The sequence below is a fragment of the Dyella sp. NPDC103356 genome (genome assembly GCF_055584465.1).
This window is the reverse complement of record NZ_JBVJLZ010000006.1, coordinates 165,256-179,236: the sequence shown is the minus strand read 5'-3', so window position 1 is coordinate 179,236 and position 13,981 is coordinate 165,256. Positions and strand designations below refer to the sequence as shown.

Below are 13,981 nucleotides of genomic sequence, written 5' to 3'. Positions count from 1 at the left end.
TAAGCATGGCATTTGAAGCGTACGACGATTACGAACAGAGCGAACGCGTACAGAAGTGGCTGCGCCAGAACGGCTTGTCGATCATCGTCGGTATTGCCATCGGCCTGGTGGGCATCTTCGGTTGGCAGCAGTGGCGCGCGCATCGCGTCGGCCACCAGGAGCAGGCCTCCGAGCTTTATCAGCAGATGCAGATGGCGGTGCTGACCAAAAAGAACGATCTGGCCGAAACGCTGACCGATAGCCTGCTCAAGGACTATAGCGATACCGCCTACGCCAGCTTTGCCGCCAGCGAGCGTGCGCAGCGCCTGGTGCAGGCCAATCAGCTAGACAAGGCCGTGGCCGCGCTCGGCGATGCCGAAAAATACGCCGGCGACGCGCAGTTGAAGGCGCTGATGCAGTTCCGTACCGCACAGGTGCAGCTGGCGCAGGGCAAGGCCGATGACGCCATCGCCACCCTGGGTCGCATGCCCGCAAAGAGCTACGAAGGCATCAGCCAGGAACTACGCGGCGATGCGCAGGTCAAGCTTGGTCACCCCGAGGAAGCGCGCAAGGCCTATGAGGCCGCCAAAGCGATCCTGGGTCAAAACGCGCCACAGGGCGGTGCCTTGTTGCAGAACAAAATCGATGATCTGGCAGTGGCCGGGAAGCAGGGTGCATGAACCGTCGTTTTTTGCTGATCGCGCTGACGTCTTTGGTAGCGCTCGCTGGCTGCCACTCTTTCAAGAAAGAGAACGTTCAGCCGCCCACACCGCTTGAAAAGGGCTTCAAGGCGTCCGTGCAGGTCACGCGCCTGTGGCGCAGCAGCGTCGGCAAGGGAGCGGGCGACAGCGGCCTGCGCCTGCGTCCTGCCTATGCCGATGGCGTGCTTTACGCCGCCAGCACGGATGGTCATCTGGCCGCGTTCGACGCGCAGACCGGCAAGACCCTCTGGAGCAAGAGCTCGCGCCAGCATGGCTGGTTCGGCTGGGGCGACACCAAGAAGCAGCGCTACGATTCGTACTATGCCGGCGGTCCGGCGGTTTCCGGCGACCTGCTGGTCGTGGGCACCCTCGACGGTCACGTCTATGGCCTGAATGCAAAGGACGGCAGCGAGCGCTGGTCGGCCACGATCAATTCCGAAGTGCTGACCGCGCCGACCATCGTCGGCAACCTGGTGGTTGCCCGTACCGGTGACGGCCGCCTGTATGGCTTCGACAGCGGTACCGGCGAGCGTCGCTGGGCCTACGACCAGAGCACCGTGCCGCTGCTCAGCCTGCGCGGCAACGGCCCGCTGCTGGGCGCCAACGGCGTGGTGTTCTTCGGTAGCGATGCCGGCAAGCTGGTGGCGCTGCGCATGGATAACGGCGACAAGCTGTGGGAGCAGTCGCTCGCCAGCGGTGAAGGCCGTACCGAAATCGACCGCCTGAACGATGCCGACGGTGCCATCCTGATCGACGGCAACACGCTGTATGGCGCCGCGTTTCACGGCAACCTGGTGGCCGTAGACGGCCCCAGCGGTCGCCCATTGTGGTCGCGCCCGTTCTCCACCTTCACCTCGATCGACGTCAAAGGCAACGCGCTTTACGGCGTCGGCGACGACTCGCAGGTGTGGAGTTTCGACAAGAGCGGTGGCGCCGACATCTGGAAGAACGACAAGCTCAAGTACCGCTGGCTGACTGCGCCGGCCGTGCAGGCCGACTATATCGTCGCTGGCGATATGGAGGGCTACGTGCACTGGCTGCAGACCGGCGACGGTGCATTGGCCGCTCGCGAGCGCCTGTCCAAGAAGGCCATCCGCGCTCAGCCGCTGGTCGTGGGCGATATCGTGTACGTCGAAGACGTGAAGGGCCGTATTGGCGCCTATCGTCTCGGCGGACATTGATCCCCCGAGGCCGATGAATTCCCATGCTGCCCGTCGTCGCTCTGGTCGGTCGCCCCAACGTCGGTAAATCGACCCTGTTCAACGCGCTGACGCGCAGCCGTGATGCCCTGGTAGCTGATATGCCAGGCGTCACCCGCGATCGCCACTACGGTATCTGCCGTACTGGCGAGAGGCCCTTCGTGGTGGTGGATACCGGTGGTTTGTCCGGTACCGAAGAAGGTCTCGAAGGTCTGACTGCGCAACAAGTTCGCCTGGCCATCGCCGAGGCGAACGTGCTCGTGTTCGTGGTAGACGCGCGCGACGGCTTGCTGCCGCAGGATCGCAGCATCCTCGACGAGCTGCGCCGCAGCGGCAAGCCGATCATTGCCGCGGTCAACAAGACCGATGGCCTGGATATCGAGACCTCGCTGGCCGAGTTCTCGGTCTTTGGCATTGGCACTACGTTGCCTTTGTCCGCTGCGCATAACCGCGGTACGGAAGACCTGATCGCGGCAACATTGCCGCTGCTGCCGCCGGAGTTGGAAGAAGCGGTCGAAGGCGAAGACGGCAGTATTCGCGTCGCCATCGTCGGTCGTCCGAATGCCGGCAAGTCGACCTTGATCAACCGCCTGCTCGGCGAAGATCGCCTGATCGTTTCCGATGTCGCCGGCACGACGCGCGATCCGATTCGCGTGCCGGTCGAGCGCGACGGCAAACGTTACACCCTGATCGATACCGCCGGCGTGCGCCGCAAGGCGCGCGTCGAGGAAGCGGTAGAGAAGTTCAGCGTGATCAAGACGCTGCAATCGATGGCCGCCGCGCAAGTAGTCGTGGTAATGGTCGATGCGCGCGAAAATCTTGCGGACCAGGATCTCACCCTGATCGGCCATGCCATCGATGAGGGCAGGGCGCTCGTCATTGCCGTCAACAAGTGGGACGGCATGGATGCGTATCAGCGCGAACAGTGCGAGCGTGCATTAGAGCGCCGTCTGCAGTTCGTCGAGTGGTCCAAGCGCGTATTCATTTCTGCTTTGCATGGTTCGGGTTTGCGCGAACTGATGCGCGCCGTGGTGCGTGCGCATGCTGCGGCGACCAAGGAGTTGGGCTCGTCCGAGTTGACCAAGACGCTCGAGCGCGCCTACGAAGGCTATCAGCCGCCGTTGGTGCGCGGTCATGCGCCCAAACTGCGTTTTGCGCATCCGGGTGGCAGCAATCCGCCGACCATCGTCATTCACGGTAGCCGCACCAAGCACATTGCACCGGCGTATCGGCGCTATCTGGAAAACTTCTTCCGCCAGCGTTTCAAGCTGGAAGGCACGCCGATCCGCATCAGCTTCCGCGATGGCGAGAATCCGTATGCCGGCAAGAAGAACGTGCTGACGGAAGGTCAGATGCGCAAGCGCCAGCGCATGATTCGCGAGATGAAGAAGCGCAAGTAAGCGCTGGCGCCAGGCGCTCTTCGATCAACGGCGTAAACTAAGCCCATGACCGACGCCCTCAATCGCGACAGCTGGCTTGCCGCCCTCCGTCAGCAAGTCGAAGAAATCACCCCTGCCCAAGCCTTGGGGCGCCAAGCGCATGGGGCTCTGCTGATCGACGTACGCGAAGACGATGAACGCGCCAGTGGTATCGCCACCGGCGCGCTGGGCATCTCACGCGGCTTTCTCGAATTGCGCATCGAACAGCAGGAGGCCGATCGTGATCGACCGATCCTGCTGATCTGCGGCAGTGGACAACGCTCGCTGCTGGCAGCCGAAGCCCTGCAACGCATGGGCTACGCCAAGGTTGCCTCGATCGCCGGTGGTTTCACGCGCTGGAAAACCGAGGGCTTGCCGGTCACGGCCGGCACGATCGATAGCGACGCGGCCGAGCGCTATGCCCGCCAACTGCGTTTGCCGCAGGTGGGCGAAGCAGGGCAGTCCAAGCTCGGCAAGGCGAAAGTCGCGCTGCTAGGCGCCGGTGGCCTGGGTGCTCCCGCGGCGCTTTACCTGGCAGCGGCTGGTGTGGGCGAAATCACGTTGATCGACGACGACCGCGTCGAGCGTTCCAATCTGCATCGCCAGGTCATCCATGCCGACGCGCGCGTGGGCATGCTGAAAACCGAGTCGGCACAACTGACGCTGGCAGCGCTCAACCCGCGCGTCAAAGTGCATCTGCATAGCGAGCGCCTGCAGGCCGATAGTGTCGAACGTCTGCTGCAAGGCCACGATCTGGTCATCGATGGCGCGGACAACTTTCCCGCGCGGTACCTGATTGCCGCCGCCGTCCAGCGTCTGAAAATGCCGATGATCTACGGCGCAGTCGAACGCTTCACCGGCCAGGTCAGCGTATTCGATCCACGCCGTGCCGATTCGCCGTGCTATCGCTGCCTGTTCCCCGAGCCACCCGCCGCAGCCGATGCGCCCAATTGCAGCGAGGCGGGCGTGCTTGGCGTGCTGCCAGGCATTGTCGGTCTGCTACAGGCAACCGAGGCATTCAAACTGATCCTGGCGCTCGGCGAACCCCTGGTCGGACGCTTGTTGTCGTTCGATGCCCTGGGCATGCGTTTTCGCGAAACCCGCTTGCGTCGCGATCCGGAATGCCCGGGCTGCGGACCGCAGGCAATCTTCGAAGGCTACGAAGATATCGTGCGCTGGTGCGCCGCGGCCGGCTGAATCAGGTCGTCGGGAACGAGTCCGTAGACCACGGCGTTGTGCGCCTCGTCGTGCATCCAGATTCGCCGACGTGCGATCCCTTCGCGTTGACCGCCGATCTTCTCGGCGCATCGCTGGCTGGCCAGGTTGTCCACGGCGGCAACAATTTCGATGCGCTGTAGCGCAAGCGACCCGAAGCCAAACGCCGCCACCGTGCGTGCAGCCAGTGCCGTATAGCCCTGGCCGCGGGCCGAATCGCGGATCCAGTAGCCCAGGTTCGCGCGAAAATTGCGATAGTCGAGCTGGTTGAGCCCGACCGCACCGAGCAGGCGGCCTTCCGTCGTCAGGATCGCAAAGTCGTGCATGCTGCCTTCGAGCCAGCTGGCGCGGCAATGGGCCGTCCATGCCTGGGCTTCGTCCAGGCGGTACTCGGGATGGCACCAGGGCATGAAGCGCCCGACGCTCTCGATCGACTCGCGAATGGCTTCGTACAGTGCCGGCGCATCGTCGTCCTGCCAGGGACGTAACAGCAGCGGCGGTGCATGCAACGGGGTGGGGACGGGTACGGAAACAGTGGCCATGATGACTCTTGTTGGTAAATAGCCGACATCGTTTGTGCGGCCAAGGTCGAGTCAGGATAATGTCGCGCTTTGCAGGATAAGGAAAATGCCATGAGCGCTCGCATCCTCGACGGTAAGCGGATAGCCCAGGAACTGCTGGACCGCATTGCCAAGCGTGTAGCCGAGCGCAAAGCCAAGGGGCTGGCCGAGCCGGGGCTGGCCGTGGTGCTGGTCGGCAGCGACGCCAGTTCGTCGGTCTATGTGCGCAACAAGCGCAAGGCCTGCCATCAGGTCGGGTTCCGCTCCTTCGACTTCGACCTGCCGGCCAGTACCAGCCAGGAAGAACTCTTCGCCCTGATCGACCGGCTCAATGCCGACCCGGCGGTGCACGGCATCCTGGTGCAGTCGCCGCTGCCCGACCATATCGACGAAGACGCGCTGGTCGACCGCATCGACCCCAACAAGGACGTGGACGGTTTCCAGGCCGTCAACCTCGGTCGCCTGGCGTTGCGCCGCTTCGGTCTGCGCCCGTGTACCCCCAAAGGGGTGATGACCTTGCTGGGGCATACCGATCGGCCGGTGCGCGGCCAGCATGCCGTGGTTGTGGGCGTGTCCAACCATGTCGGTCGACCGCTGGTGCTGGAACTGCTCATTGCCGGCTGCACCACCACCACCTGCCACAAATTCACCCAGGATCTGGAAGGGTTTGTCCGGCAGGCGGATATCGTGATCGTCGCCGTCGGCCGCCCCGGTCTGGTCAAGGGCGAATGGATCAAGCCCGGTGCGGTGGTGATCGACGTCGGCATCAACCGGCTGGACGATGGCCGCCTGATCGGCGATGTGGAATTCGAGCCCGCCGCCGAGCGCGCCAGCTGGATCACGCCCGTTCCCGGCGGCGTCGGCCCGATGACCGTGGCTACGCTGATGGAAAATACCCTCGAGGCTGCCGAAGCGCGGACGGATTGACGCAGCCTGGCACCGATGGTGTGGCGCACCATCGGGATGGCGCGTATAATCCTCTCTTTGCAGCGGGACTTTTCGCATGCGCATCCTCGCCGAGGCTCTCACCTACGACGACGTCTACCTCGTACCGGCCCATTCGGCCGTCCTTCCCCGCGACGTAGACACTTCCACCCGTTTGACCCGTAACCTCCGGCTCAATATTCCAATCGTCTCCGCGGCGATGGATACGGTGACCGAAGCGCGTCTGGCGATCACCATGGCGCAGAACGGCGGTATCGGCATCATCCACAAGAACATGACCGCCGAGCAGCAGGCGGCCGAAGTTCGACTGGTCAAGAAATTCGAAGCCGGCGTGATCCGCAGCCCCATTACGGTCGGCCCAAACACCTCGATTCGCGAAGTGCTGCAACTCACCCGCGCACACAATATCTCCGGCGTGCCGGTTGTCGACGGCGAAAAGCTGGTCGGCATCGTCACCAGCCGCGATCTGCGTTTCGAGCGCAAGCATGACGACCCGGTGCGCAACATCATGACGCGCCAGGAAAAGCTGATCACCGTACCCGAAGGCGCCAGCCAGGACGAAGTGCTGCAACTGCTGCACAAGAACCGCATCGAAAAGGTGCTGGTCGTCAACGGCGATTTCCAGCTGCGCGGTCTGATCACCGTCAAGGACATCCAGAAAGCCCGTGACAACCCGAACGCCGCCAAGGATCGCCTCGAGCGCCTGCTGGTCGGCGCGGCCGTCGGCGTGGGCGGTGATACCGAGCAGCGCGTGGCTGCGCTGGTCGATGCCGGCGTCGACGTGCTGGTAGTGGACACCGCGCACGGTCATTCGCAAGGCGTGATCGAGCGTGCCGGCTGGGTCAAGAAGAACTATCCGCAGGTGCAGGTCATCGCCGGCAACATCGTCACCGGCGAAGCGGCGCGTGCGCTGCTCGATGTCGGTGTCGATGCGGTCAAGGTCGGCGTCGGCCCCGGTTCCATCTGCACCACGCGTGTGGTTGCCGGCGTGGGCGTGCCGCAGATCACCGCGATCGATTTGGTCGCCACTGCGCTGAAAGACGAAATCCCGCTGATCGCCGATGGCGGTATCCGTTACTCGGGCGACATCCCCAAGGCGCTTGCCGCCGGTGCGTCGACCGTGATGCTCGGTTCCATGTTTGCCGGCACTGAAGAATCGCCGGGCGAAGTGGAGCTGTTCCAGGGCCGCTCGTACAAGAGCTATCGCGGCATGGGTTCGCTCGGTGCGATGGCGCTCGGTTCCAAGGACCGCTACTTCCAGGACGACGCCGATCCCGACAAGCTGGTGCCCGAAGGCATCGAAGGCCGCGTGCCGTACCGTGGCCCGTTGCGCAACATCATCCATCAGCTGATCGGTGGCCTGCGCGCTTCGATGGGTTACCTCGGCGCAGCGTCCATTGACGACGTGCGCAACAACGCGCAATTCGTCAAGGTGACCTCGGCCGGCGTTACCGAAGCGCACCCGCACGATATTCAGATCACCAAGGAAGCGCCGAATTATCGGCTTAATTCCTGAGTGAGTGCATGGCGAGGTTGACGCGGCCCCGGTCCTTCAACCTCGTCATTCCGGCGCAGGCCGGAATCCATTCGTCACGCGTTCGGTTTATGGCAACGCATGGCGAGCATCGCGCTCGAGTAGTGGATTCCGGCCTACGCCGGAATGACGAGCAAGAGCCCACCGTCGATCTCTTGGCCAGTGCCCATGACCAACATCCACACCGATAAAATCCTCATCCTCGATTTCGGCGCGCAGTACACGCAGCTGATCGCCCGTCGCATTCGCGAGATCGGTGTCTATTGCGAAATCTGGGCTTGGGACCACGATCCCTCCGAGATCGCTGCCTTCGGTGCGAAGGGCATCATTCTTTCCGGTGGCCCGGAATCGACTACGCTCGAAGGTGCACCCAAGGCGCCGCAAGAGGTCTTCGATTCGGGCTTGCCGCTGCTCGGCATCTGCTACGGCATGCAAACCCTCGCCGCGCAGCTGGGTGGTGCGACGGAGGCCGCCGACGCACGCGAGTTCGGCCACGCCACCGTGCAGATCATCGCGCAGGACAGCCTGCTCAAGGGCCTTACCGATCACCCGGCCGACAAGCCCGCACTCGATGTGTGGATGAGCCATGGGGATCACGTCGCGAAAGAACCGCCGGGCTTCACCGTCACCGGCCGCACCGATCGTGTGCCGGTGGCGACCATGTCCAACGAGGAAAAGCGTTGGTACGGCGTGCAGTTCCATCCGGAGGTAACGCACACCAAGCAAGGCGAAGCCTTGTTGCGTCGCTTCGTCACCGACATCTGCGGTTGCCGCACGCTGTGGACGGCCGCCAACATCATCGAAGACCAGATCGCCCGCGTACGCGACCAGGTCGGTGACGATCAGGTACTGCTCGGTCTCTCCGGCGGCGTCGATTCCTCCGTGGTCGCGGCGCTGCTGCATCGAGCGATCGGCGACAAACTTACCTGCGTCTTCGTCGACACCGGTCTGCTTCGCTGGCAGGAAGGCGACCAGGTCATGGCGACCATGGCGAAGCACATGGGCGTCAAGGTCATCCGCGTCAACGCGGCGCAGCGCTACTTCGATGCGCTGGCTGGTGTCAGCGACCCGGAAGCCAAGCGCAAGATCATCGGCGGCCTGTTCGTCGAGATTTTCGACGAGGAGTCGGCCAAGCTCACCCAGGCCAGCGGCGGCGAAGTGAAGTGGCTGGCGCAGGGCACCATCTACCCCGACGTGATCGAGTCGGCCGGCAGCAAGACCGGCAAGGCCCACGTCATCAAGAGCCACCACAACGTCGGCGGCCTGCCCGAGCATATGAAGCTCAAGCTGGTCGAGCCGTTGCGCGAGCTGTTCAAGGACGAAGTCCGCCGCATCGGTGTCGAACTCGGCCTGCCGCGCGAAATGGTCTACCGCCATCCGTTCCCCGGCCCCGGCCTGGGCGTGCGTATCCTCGGCGAAGTCAAAGCCGAATACGCCGAGCTGCTGGCGCGCGCCGACGCGATCTTTATCGAAGAGCTGCGCGCCTGGGATCTCTACGACAAGACCAGCCAGGCCTTCGCCGTGTTCCTGCCGGTCAAATCGGTCGGCGTGGTGGGCGACGCTCGCGCCTACGAATGGGTGATCGCGCTGCGCGCGGTGGAAACCATCGACTTCATGACCGCGCATTGGGCGCACTTGCCGTATGAGTTCCTGGGCAAGGTGTCCAATCGCATCATCAACGAACTTCGTGGCGTCTCCCGCGTGGTCTACGACATCAGCGGCAAGCCGCCGGCGACAATCGAGTGGGAATGACGGACGCGAGATACACTGGGTGCTGAAGCGGTCCCAACCCACCAGGTAAAGCGCATCTCATGCACCGAAAACCCGCCTCGATGGGAGCTTGCGCGTTACTGCTACTGCTTCTTTCCTGTGCGGGAAACCGAGCTTTCGGGCAAGCCTGTCCGAGTGCTGGCGCCGCGGGACCCACTAGCCCCTCACAGGTCCAGACGCTGGAGGGGCGGCTCATCTTTCACGACGGCATCCGTCAGTGGTTCGAGTTGAAATTGGAACGGCCCCATTGCGGGCAACGTTCCGTCGAACTGGTGCAAGCAGACGAAAAATCCCGAGCGCTCGATGTTCTGAGGGGATGTCGAGTCAAATCCAGTGGTGCCATCGACTTTTCGGGTACCGGATATTTTTCGCTCGATACCTTCCAGGATGTCAAAAACGTGGAGCCGGTGGGGACGTGTCCAGCGAAGCTGCCGTTCGCGGATTATTCAAGCGTCAAACCCGATAAGCAGGTCCGCGCCTATAGGGTAGGCATGCACGTTATCTATCGGCCCGGCGACCATCCCGTCGTATTTCATGTGCGCAGCGCGGGCAGGGAATTGAAACCCTGGCAGGCGTACGCAAGCTACATGCTGACAGGTGGATTTGTTCTCTATGGACGTTGTGGCGACGGCTTTATCGTCGACAAGGTATTTGGAACGTCAGCAGCTCATCCGGGGCATTTTGACGATCCGCGAACGGCGAATGACATGGCTTCTTTCGACCCTGAAGGCGCCGCGCAGGCAGGGACGTCGGATCTGCGTCTGGGGTATACCTGTGTCCGTGTGCAGTCTGGAGAACGCTGAAATTTTCCGGGTTCCAAAGAGGCTCGATCCGGTTAAGTCTCGAGCGCAGAAAAAATTCTCGGGATGCTGTCGATTTTCTAAAGCCTTGTTCGTCGTTCCTATATCAAGCCGGTAAAGCCGGCTCCAGGGTGGGAGAAAGGCGATGCGCGTGATGGTATTCGTGAAGGCGACCGACGAGAGCGAAAACGGGACGGCCTCGGCGGAGTGGGTGGCCGGGATGATGGCGGCGATGGGCAGGTTCAACGACGAACTGCGCGAGGCTGGCGTTCTGCTCATGGCCGAGGGGCTACAGCCCACCTCGCAGGCCAAGCGTGTCGCATTCGATGGTTCCGGTCGCAGGGTGATCGATGGGCCCTTTGCCGAAACCCATGAACTGGTCGCCGGCTTCTGGATATGGGACGTCAGGGACATGGACGAGGCGCTCGCCTGGGCGAAGCGCTGCCCGAATCCCATGCCCGGGCCGAGCGAGATCGAGATTCGGCCATTTAACTAAGCTCAGAACCCACAGCTACCGATGCTGGTCTAGAGGAGCCATTCGATGACGATCACGATTACCGCTTTTGAATGCTCGCCCGATGGTGGCAAGGGACTGGCACGCGACACGCGCGTTCGCTGGGCGCTTGAAGAGGCTGGCCAACCTTATGAGGTTCGCCTCGTTTCGCCCCGTGCAATGAAGGAGCCGGCCCATCTGAGCCTTCATCCTTTCGGCCAGATTCCAACGTATGAGGAAGGTGATCTTGCGTTGTTCGAGACAGGCGCGATCGTCTTCCACATCGCCGAGCGTCATACGGGGCTGCTGCCGACCGATCCCGATGCCCGGGCGCGCGCCATTACCTGGATGTTTGCCGCGCTCAGCACGGTGGAACCGCCGATCCTCGAACTCTCGAACGCCAAGTTTGCGGAAGGTGACAAGCCCTGGAGCGCGGAACGCGTGCCGCTGGTGGCGGACCGTATCCGTCAGCGGTTAGGTCAGCTTTCGGTTCGCCTGGGCGATGCCGAGTGGCTCGATGGTGCATTCAGCGTGGGCGATCTGATCATGGTATCGGTGCTGCTCAGGACCCGACCGTCGGGCATCCTGGGTGAATTTCCGAACCTGGCCGCCTATGTCGCCCGCGGCGAAGCACGGCCTGCCTATCAAAGGGCTTTCGCGGCTCAATTGGCGGTCAACACCGCTACCCCGCAAGCGAGCTGATCCGGCTCAAGCCAGCGTAGTGACCAGGCGCCCGATCGTGCCATCCGCCAGCACGATGCGTTCCCACAGCATCGTTCCAGGCACGATCGGTACGCGCGGGTCGCGGTTTGCACCGGTGCGCACTTCGAGCGCGGCGATCTCGCCCTCGTGCCAGCCGAGTTCGTTCAAGCTCGCCTCGGCCTGCAGGATGTCGTCGCTGGCGTAGCCGAGCATGGAGGTGCCCAGCAGTGCGGTGGCATCGACTTGCCATGCGGCCGTGCGGGCAGGGGATGCGGCGAGCAGACGATGGCTGCGGCTGCAGATCAGATGCACTTTTTGCGTCGATGATTCGACCAGGCGCTTCAGAACTGCATCTTGTGTCGGGGCCGGTTTGTCGACCAGCAGGCGTCGCGCGGCGTCGTTTTGCTTTTTCGAGGGTGCGAGCGTGCCGCGTTCCCAGCGCGATATCGTTGCCTGGTCCACGCCGAGCAGTTGCGCCAGGTGTTGCTGTTTCATGCCGCGCAGCAGGCGCATGCGGCGCATGTCGAAGCCGAAAGCGTTGATCGTGCCCATGAGCGTGCTCCTTGGGATGCCGTGCATATTTTATGCGTATATCGCGCTGGCTGTGGCTGCTAACGTGATGTGGCGGGACGGTAGCGACTGAAGTCGCTCCTACAACCTAGCTGGGCCTGCCTGAGTTTGTAGGAGCGACTTCAGTCGCTACCGCGACCTCCCCAGGCAAGAGGACGCACATGAAGATATTGGTCACCGGCAGCGCGGGCCATCTTGGCGAAGCGCTGATGCGTACGTTGAGAAAAGCAGGCCGAGACGTACTTGGCATCGATCTCAAGCCATCACCGTTTACGGATCGGGTGGGGTCGATCAGCGACCGCACTTTCGTGCGCGAGTGCTTGGCTGGTATCGACCAGATCATCCACACGGCAACGCTGCACAAACCGCACGTCGCCACGCATGCGTATCAGGATTTTATCGATACCAATATCACCGGTACGCTCAATCTTCTTGAAGAAGCAGCAAGTAGCAAGGCCTGTGCGTTTGTATTTACAAGCACAACAAGCGTATTTGGATCGGCGCTCGTTCCACCAGTCGGCGAGCCGGCGGCATGGATCACAGAAGACGTCGTTCCGGTGCCGAAGAACATCTATGGCGTGAGCAAGCTCGCGGCGGAGAATCTGTGCGAACTGTTTGCGAGGCGGCATCGGCTTCCAGCGATCGTGCTGCGCACATCGCGCTTTTTCCCCGAGGCCGATGACGATCCGCAGGTGCGCTCGGCTTTTGCGCCGGACAATGCGCAGGCCAATGAATTGTTGTATCGACGAGCCGATATCGAGGATGTCGTCGGTGCGCATCTTCTGGCGCTGGACGCGACACCCAGGCTGGGTTTTGGCCGCTACATCGTTTCGGCGACGACGCCATTCGAGCCCGGTGACCTGGCGAGCATCAGGTTACATGCCGACAGGGTAGTGCAGGCGCGCTTTCCGGCATGTGCGGCGCTTTACGCCGCGCAGGGCTGGCGCCTTCTCGACGGGCTCGATCGCGTCTACGTCAATACGCGCGCCAGAGAGGCGTTGGGTTGGCAGCCGCGTTACGGTTTTCAACATGTGCTGGACAGTCTACGTAACGGCACGGATCTCCGCAGCACGCTCGCCCGCGAGGTGGGCAGCAAGGGATATCACGACACAGTGTTTACCGACGGGCCGTATCCCGTGATGTGAGTTGTCTCAGACAGCATCGAGCACGGTTGCCGCAGGTCTCGCGCGCGAACGGTAGCGCTTCGGCGCCAGCCCCATGGTGCGCTTGAACGCATTGCTGAAAGCGCTTTCGGAGGTGTAGCCAAGCGAGAAGGCGAGCTGGGCGACGGGTGTGTCTTCTTCGATCAAGGCGCGCTCAGCCAGGTACATGCGCCAACGGGTGAGATAGGCCAGCGGTGCCATGCCGACGACCTGTTTGAAGCGCTCGGCGAAGGTCGTGCGCGACATGTTGGCTTCCCTGGCCAGTTCTTCCAGTCCCCAGTTGCGGCCCGGGTCGCCATGCATCAGCTGCAGTGTCGGTGCAATACGCCCATCGGCCAGCGCCTGCAGCCAACCGCTGACCAGTCGATCGTTTGATTCCAGATGCGCACGCAACATCTGCACGAACATCAGTTGTGCAAGATTGGCCGAAGCCAGCGCGGAGCCAGGTTGACGTTGGGCGATTTCGCCGACGAGTTGCTGCAACAACCCACGCAGGATGGCCGCCTCGCTCGAAGCCGCGCTGACATGGAGCGCGGGTGGCAAAGCGTCGCGCAGCAGATGCCCACGTGTTTCGTCGAGCGTGACGTGGCCACCGAGGATGAACGTGTCGTCGCCATCGTCATAGCGAGTGATGCCATCGACCTTGCGCGCGAAGATCGTGGTGGCGTCGATCGGATCGAGCGCCGGATCGCTGGTCAGGATAAACGGCTTGTCGCTATTGATGAGCACCACGTCGCCGGTATCGAGCTCGATCGGCAGGGCGCCGTCTTCGAGCATGAACCAGCCATGGCCTTTCATCATGGCGCAGAACTTGATCTGGGTCGGCGGCGGATAGCGCAGGGACCAGCGCGTACCGGCACGGAAGCCGCCGCTCATGGCGCACTGGGCGTCGACCAGTTCGAGGATATCGGAGAGTGGATCGGCCATGGCCC

At 62.7% G+C, this 13,981-nt stretch carries 14 protein-coding genes; 11 read left to right on the top strand and 3 right to left on the bottom strand.

Annotated elements, in window-relative coordinates:
- Positions 1-5 precede the first annotated feature (5 nt).
- From ACZ6WW_RS15290 to moeB, 4 genes are read left to right on the top strand one after another with little or no spacing between them, the layout of a single operon-like run.
- Positions 6-659, top strand: a complete 654-nt coding sequence (locus ACZ6WW_RS15290) for a YfgM family protein (RefSeq protein WP_281849059.1) — start codon at positions 6-8, stop codon at positions 657-659.
- Entirely contained in the window at positions 656-1,861 is a 1,206-nt protein-coding gene (gene bamB / locus ACZ6WW_RS15285; protein WP_465274964.1) for an outer membrane protein assembly factor BamB, read from the top strand. Before ACZ6WW_RS15290 ends, bamB begins: the two co-directional genes overlap by 4 nt.
- A gap of 23 nt (positions 1,862-1,884) precedes the next feature.
- Positions 1,885-3,279: a ribosome biogenesis GTPase Der gene (der, locus tag ACZ6WW_RS15280; RefSeq protein ID WP_465274963.1), complete on the top strand. Its 1,395-nt coding sequence runs from the start codon at positions 1,885-1,887 to the stop codon at positions 3,277-3,279.
- A 45-nt stretch (positions 3,280-3,324) separates the two neighbouring features.
- The gene (gene moeB / locus ACZ6WW_RS15275) at positions 3,325-4,494 is read left to right on the top strand and encodes a molybdopterin-synthase adenylyltransferase MoeB (RefSeq protein WP_465274962.1); all 1,170 of its coding nucleotides are present in this window, start codon (positions 3,325-3,327) and stop codon (positions 4,492-4,494) included.
- Here moeB and ACZ6WW_RS15270 read toward each other — a convergent pair.
- Positions 4,455-5,054, bottom strand: coding sequence for a GNAT family N-acetyltransferase (locus tag ACZ6WW_RS15270; protein WP_465274961.1), 600 nt, complete (start codon positions 5,052-5,054; stop codon positions 4,455-4,457). The genes moeB and ACZ6WW_RS15270 overlap by 40 nt on opposite strands.
- 90 nt (positions 5,055-5,144) lie before the next feature.
- Between ACZ6WW_RS15270 and folD the strand changes: the two genes are divergently transcribed.
- The 6 genes from folD (at position 5,145) to ACZ6WW_RS15240 (ending at position 11,316) form a co-directional block, all read left to right on the top strand.
- Positions 5,145-5,999, top strand: coding sequence for a bifunctional methylenetetrahydrofolate dehydrogenase/methenyltetrahydrofolate cyclohydrolase FolD (gene folD / locus ACZ6WW_RS15265; RefSeq protein ID WP_281849054.1), 855 nt, complete (start codon positions 5,145-5,147; stop codon positions 5,997-5,999).
- Between the two features lie 76 nt (positions 6,000-6,075).
- A complete protein-coding gene (gene guaB / locus ACZ6WW_RS15260) occupies positions 6,076-7,533 on the top strand; it encodes an IMP dehydrogenase (protein ID WP_281849053.1) in 1,458 nt (485 codons plus the stop codon).
- Between the two features lie 186 nt (positions 7,534-7,719).
- The gene (guaA, locus tag ACZ6WW_RS15255) at positions 7,720-9,303 is read left to right on the top strand and encodes a glutamine-hydrolyzing GMP synthase (protein WP_465274960.1); all 1,584 of its coding nucleotides are present in this window, start codon (positions 7,720-7,722) and stop codon (positions 9,301-9,303) included.
- Positions 9,304-9,554: 251 nt separating this feature from the next.
- The gene (locus ACZ6WW_RS15250) at positions 9,555-10,124 is read left to right on the top strand and encodes a hypothetical protein (RefSeq protein WP_465274959.1); all 570 of its coding nucleotides are present in this window, start codon (positions 9,555-9,557) and stop codon (positions 10,122-10,124) included.
- 142 nt (positions 10,125-10,266) lie between these two features.
- Positions 10,267-10,617 carry a YciI family protein gene (locus tag ACZ6WW_RS15245; RefSeq protein ID WP_465274958.1) on the top strand — a complete coding sequence of 117 codons (351 nt, stop codon included), beginning with the start codon at positions 10,267-10,269 and terminating at the stop codon, positions 10,615-10,617.
- Between the two features lie 45 nt (positions 10,618-10,662).
- Entirely contained in the window at positions 10,663-11,316 is a 654-nt protein-coding gene (locus ACZ6WW_RS15240) for a glutathione S-transferase family protein (RefSeq protein WP_465274957.1), read from the top strand.
- A gap of 6 nt (positions 11,317-11,322) precedes the next feature.
- On the opposite strand, the gene ACZ6WW_RS15235 is transcribed toward ACZ6WW_RS15240, so the two are convergent.
- The gene (locus ACZ6WW_RS15235; protein WP_465274956.1) at positions 11,323-11,868 is read right to left on the bottom strand and encodes a helix-turn-helix transcriptional regulator; all 546 of its coding nucleotides are present in this window, start codon (positions 11,866-11,868) and stop codon (positions 11,323-11,325) included.
- A gap of 179 nt (positions 11,869-12,047) precedes the next feature.
- Here ACZ6WW_RS15235 and ACZ6WW_RS15230 point away from each other — a divergent pair, with 179 nt between their 5' ends.
- The gene (locus ACZ6WW_RS15230; protein WP_465274955.1) at positions 12,048-13,031 is read left to right on the top strand and encodes an NAD-dependent epimerase/dehydratase family protein; all 984 of its coding nucleotides are present in this window, start codon (positions 12,048-12,050) and stop codon (positions 13,029-13,031) included.
- A 6-nt stretch (positions 13,032-13,037) separates the two neighbouring features.
- On the opposite strand, the gene ACZ6WW_RS15225 is transcribed toward ACZ6WW_RS15230, so the two are convergent.
- Complete coding sequence (locus ACZ6WW_RS15225; protein ID WP_465274954.1) at positions 13,038-13,976, bottom strand: AraC family transcriptional regulator; 939 nt, start codon at positions 13,974-13,976, stop codon at positions 13,038-13,040.
- Positions 13,977-13,981 lie beyond the last annotated feature (5 nt).

Coding starts and splice junctions, on each gene's coding strand:
- ACZ6WW_RS15290 (WP_281849059.1), top strand. CDS start 6: ATGGCATTTGAAGCGTACGACGATTACGAACAGAGCGAACGCGTACAG.
- bamB (WP_465274964.1), top strand. CDS start 656: ATGAACCGTCGTTTTTTGCTGATCGCGCTGACGTCTTTGGTAGCGCTC.
- der (WP_465274963.1), top strand. CDS start 1,885: ATGCTGCCCGTCGTCGCTCTGGTCGGTCGCCCCAACGTCGGTAAATCG.
- moeB (WP_465274962.1), top strand. CDS start 3,325: ATGACCGACGCCCTCAATCGCGACAGCTGGCTTGCCGCCCTCCGTCAG.
- ACZ6WW_RS15270 (WP_465274961.1), bottom strand. CDS start 5,054: ATGGCCACTGTTTCCGTACCCGTCCCCACCCCGTTGCATGCACCGCCG.
- folD (WP_281849054.1), top strand. CDS start 5,145: ATGAGCGCTCGCATCCTCGACGGTAAGCGGATAGCCCAGGAACTGCTG.
- guaB (WP_281849053.1), top strand. CDS start 6,076: ATGCGCATCCTCGCCGAGGCTCTCACCTACGACGACGTCTACCTCGTA.
- guaA (WP_465274960.1), top strand. CDS start 7,720: ATGACCAACATCCACACCGATAAAATCCTCATCCTCGATTTCGGCGCG.
- ACZ6WW_RS15245 (WP_465274958.1), top strand. CDS start 10,267: ATGCGCGTGATGGTATTCGTGAAGGCGACCGACGAGAGCGAAAACGGG.
- ACZ6WW_RS15240 (WP_465274957.1), top strand. CDS start 10,663: ATGACGATCACGATTACCGCTTTTGAATGCTCGCCCGATGGTGGCAAG.
- ACZ6WW_RS15235 (WP_465274956.1), bottom strand. CDS start 11,868: ATGGGCACGATCAACGCTTTCGGCTTCGACATGCGCCGCATGCGCCTG.
- ACZ6WW_RS15230 (WP_465274955.1), top strand. CDS start 12,048: ATGAAGATATTGGTCACCGGCAGCGCGGGCCATCTTGGCGAAGCGCTG.
- ACZ6WW_RS15225 (WP_465274954.1), bottom strand. CDS start 13,976: ATGGCCGATCCACTCTCCGATATCCTCGAACTGGTCGACGCCCAGTGC.